The following is a 4,278-nucleotide window of genomic DNA, read 5'->3' as shown; positions in this document are numbered from 1 at the left end:
CTTGCATGGCATGCAAGAGGTCAGCGGTTCGACTCCGCTAAGCTCCACCAATTTTTCAAGGGGCTAGCAGGAAACTGCTAGCCCCTTTTTGCTTTCCGGGTAACCTCCCGCACGGGGGACACCGTGCGGCCAGCGGCAATCTTCCTCCGCAACACCGGGCCAGGCAGCCAACGACTCTGGAACTGGGATGTGCGGTGGCTCGTTAAGATCGACCACGACAAGGTAGCAGATCGACGTGATCGGCCTGGGGCCTCGCGATACAGAGCCAACCCTACGCGGCTGACATGCCCCCCTCTCTGCGAGGCCGCCTCGCAACCAATCTAACAAATTGGCCAACTAGTCCGCCACTTCGGCCGCCTGTACCGAGCGGCGATGCCGGCTCGACCGTGAGTTGGTGCCTGGTTTCCTGCCGTGGCTGACGTAGACTGCGACCGCTCTCTGGCCTGAAGCTCTACTTCAGCCTCTGCGCCAAGGACCGACACCGGTCTTGGCGATCGCTATTTGGTTAGCCTTGGCAGGGATGCTTGTTGAAGGGCACGACACCGATCACGAAATAATCCCACCCAATCGCCATAGCTCAGGTTGCTAGGGGCGTGCCTAAGGGCTTTAGGTTGCTGCCTCAGTATGGAGTCGGCGATGCCCACAATCACTGGAACTGCTGGAGACGACACTCTCCTCAACACCGATGGGAACGACGACATCGATGGAGCAGCCGGCTTTGACACGGTGATCTACCAAGTCGGTAGCGCGGTCCCGACGCTATTCCGGATCGATAACGGGGTGGTCACGATCGCGACCAGAACATGGATCGATACGCTCGTTAACGTGGAGCGCGTTCAACTCATAGGCGCGACCTATGGCTTGAACGCTGGTGGCACCGTGACCGTTACCGGCAACGATGACCGGAACGACTTACGGGGAACGAACCGGGATGATGCCATTTATGGACGAGGTGGAGACGACCTGATCACAGGCGGAGTGGGCAACGACAGGGTTTCTGGAGGTCTGGGGGTCGATACGGCGATCTTTTCAGGGCGATACCTCGACTATGCCTTCACCTACGTTCCCGCACCCAGCCCCAACCAAGCACCGCCGGGACTTCAGGTCCCGTCGCTGACGGTGCAGGGTCCGGACGGACGCGACACCTTCGCCTTCGAAGGCAACTATTTCAGCGATCCAAACGCGTCCTTCGACATTGAACGCGCACGCTTTAGCGACGTGGAAGTGTGGATCGATCGCCTCGGGATCCGCATCCTCGCTAACGGCCAGTTCACCGGCGGAGCTAGTGCAGAGCGCATCGAGGGGGGTCTTGGGGCTGACCGGCTGGACGGAGGCTCGGGCAACGATCGGTTGGACGGCGGCGGCGGCGATGACATTCTTGTCGGCGCATCGGGAGACGACGAGCTGATCGGCGGCGAAGGCAATGACACTGCCGTCTTCGACATAAACTACGGGGATCCCGGCGGAGCGTCGATGAACTTGCTTCCATCCGGTGAAGTTCAGGTCTTCGACACGTTCAGTCCCAGGTTGGGCGGCGATCTGCTTCGAGGCATCGAGCGGATCGATTTTCGGAACCTCAGCTTGGGGTTGGTCAATGGACAATGGGTTGTCGTCGCCTCTAGCTCAGGCTCGGTCACCGGCACGACCGGATCCGAAACATTGCGGGGCGACGACGGCGACAACATCATCCGGCCGCTGGGTGGTACCGATGTCGTCTACGGCGAAGGCGGAACGGACACCGTCCGGTTCGATGGGGACTTCAACCACACCGACGCTCGCGGCGGTTTCTCGGTCTTTGTCGGGCCAGGCGGCATCGGGGTGCTGGGCTGGCTGGGAGGGAATCAGACCGGCGTTTCCGTGGCTGCCAGCCTGATCGAGGTCGAGCGTGTGCAGTTCGACAACCAGCTGTTCGTGCTTCAATCCAACGGCGTCTTCCGGATCACGGGGATTAGCGAGAGCGGGCTGAACGTTAATCTCGGTGGATCGAACGGCAGGGACGAACTGTACGGCACGGCCGGAACCGACGTCCTGTCGGGGCGCGCCGGCGATGACATGCTTTACGGAAACGCCGGCGACGATTTGATCGACGGCGGCGCAGGCGTGGACACGGCCGTCATCTCCGGATCGTTCGCCGATCAGATTTTCTCGAACGAAGGAGGGCGGCTGATCGTTCAGGGACCCGGGGGGCGCGACGCTCTGCTGAACGTCGAACGGGTGCAGTTCGACGACCGCACGATCTCCGTAGGCGCGGACGGTTTGGTTGAGATCACCGGCTTCGCGGACGGCAATGTCCTCACGGGAACTGGTGCGCGGGATCGCATCCTCGGCAGCGCATTTGCAGATGTTCTGGATGGCTATGACGGTGCCGATATTCTCCTAGGCGGCGCAGGCCACGACACCCTGTTCGGCAGTCGCGGAGACGATTTGCTCGAAGGCGGAGACGGAAACGACAACCTTTACGGGGGTCAGGGAAACGACATCCTCGACGGCGGCATGGGCAACGATCTGATACGTGGCGGCGCAGGCTCGAACGTCATCGACGGCGGCGAAAGCGTCGATACACTCCTGCTGGATGGCTCCGCCGGCTGCTACGTCTATGTCAACGGCGGCACCTTCTTCGTCGTCTCGCGTGGCGACGCCAGTCATACCATAAGTAACGTCGAGCGCATCAGCTTCGACGGCGGGGTGACGTCATCGACCGTCAAGGACGCGATGGTTGCCGCTCTCGATCCCTACGCGTATCTGATCCGGAATCCGGACGTCTACCAAGCCTACCGTCTGGATCCAGCGGCGGCCCGGACCCATTATGCCAGCTTTGGCTTCGCAGAAGGCCGCGGCATGGGTTCGTTCAACCCGCTCGCCTATGTCGCCTCCTACGCGGATTTGATGACCGCTCTGGGAGCTGACGCCCGCTCCGGCGCGAGCCATTACCTCCAGTTCGGCCGGAGCGAGGGCCGGCAGATCACCTTCGATCCGACGGCTTACGCCGCCGCGAACGTGGATGTGGCGCGTGTCGCTGGCTTCGACGCCTCCGCTGCTGCGGCTCACTACATCACGACTGGCCGCGGAGCCGGATTGCCCACGTCGGGGTTCGATGCTGTCGCATACCTTCTGTCGTACCCAGATCTGGTCGGACGAACGCCGTCTGAGGCGCAGGACCATTGGCTGGCCGTGGGTGCACGCGAGGGCCGGTTGGGGGACAGTGTCTTTGGACGCGACCAAGCATCGCACTCTGTCACGGGAGCGGCGTTCGGCCTGGTTGATCGACCCTATGACTATGACTGGTTCGAGATTTCGCTCACAGCGGGCCAGTCCTACGTATTGAATGTGGCCGCCTTGGGTTCGGGGGCGGGAACTCTGGACGACCCGTTTCTTCGCCTTTTCGACTCGACGGGCCGGCTATTGGGGTTCGATCTCGACTCGGGTCCCGGGCTGGACGCCCAATTGACCTTCACTGCCAGTGAAACCGGAAGCTATTATGTGATCGTCAACGGTGAGACTGCTGGCACGGGCGGATATTGGTTCAACTATGCTGCTGCGTCGTCTCAGGCCGCCCTAGACCCAGATGCTTTCCTGCCCCTGTGGCCAAAGGACGAGGACGCGCGCTGGTTGCCTCGCGAGCCCGTCCAGGCAACGGCGGATTTCGACCCAAGGCAGCAACAGGCCTCCCCCCTGTCGCCCGACGAGCAGCTATTCGATGCCCTCCACCTCCAGCATGACCTGCTGCAGGACTGGGCCTACTGAGTCGCTGGTCACCACTCCCGCCCGCGCCCCTTACTTGGTCAGCGGAGGCCGTGGCCGAAAGCCTGCGGCTTCATCGGGACGCGGAGATTAACCGTGTCGCCCCTTTCGATCAGCTGGCCGACCGGTTAACCGCCTTGTCGGAAATCTATCGTCAAGTATCGGTTGAGCATACAGCTTGGGCTGAGGCCTCGCTGCCGCGACCGGTGTTTAAGCAGAGGTTCAGGGACTCGGACTCTTCAAGCTAGAGGACAAGCGTGTGTGCGAGAGATCTTGCACGTGCTCCCGCTTGAGGCCACGGGCATCGGTGCCCGCTGGAGACGAGCGACGCGTCGAATGGTGCTACAGTTCGGTGCTGAGCGTCCCAATTTGTTCGGATTCGCGTCCCGCGCGCCGAAGTCAGATCGCGGCGAGGTCAGGCATTCTCATGCCCCGGACAGCAAGATTGTAGGGCACCCTAGAGTAGACCTTGTCGTCCATGAGCTATTCGACGGTGACCGACTTGGCGAGGTTCCTCGGCTGGTCGACGTCGGCGCC

Annotated in this window: 1 protein-coding gene; it reads left to right on the top strand. The window is 61.9% G+C overall.

Translation table 11 applies throughout. The features are described from left to right. Nucleotides 1-636: 636 nt before the first annotated feature. Nucleotides 637-3,744 carry a pre-peptidase C-terminal domain-containing protein gene (locus JHC99_RS17695; protein WP_292155984.1) on the top strand — a complete coding sequence of 1,036 codons (3,108 nt, stop codon included), beginning with the start codon at nt 637-639 and terminating at the stop codon, nt 3,742-3,744. Nucleotides 3,745-4,278 lie beyond the last annotated feature (534 nt).

The organism is Brevundimonas sp., from assembly GCF_016463485.1.
In the GTDB taxonomy this organism is placed as follows: Bacteria; Pseudomonadota; Alphaproteobacteria; order Caulobacterales; family Caulobacteraceae; genus Brevundimonas.
Note: the sequence above shows the minus strand (reverse complement) of the source record. Positions and strands in the feature narration are given on the sequence as shown.

Excerpts from the sequence above, each read along its gene's own strand:
- JHC99_RS17695 (WP_292155984.1), top strand. The coding sequence starts at position 637 with ATGCCCACAATCACTGGAACTGCTGGAGACGACACTCTCCTCAACACC.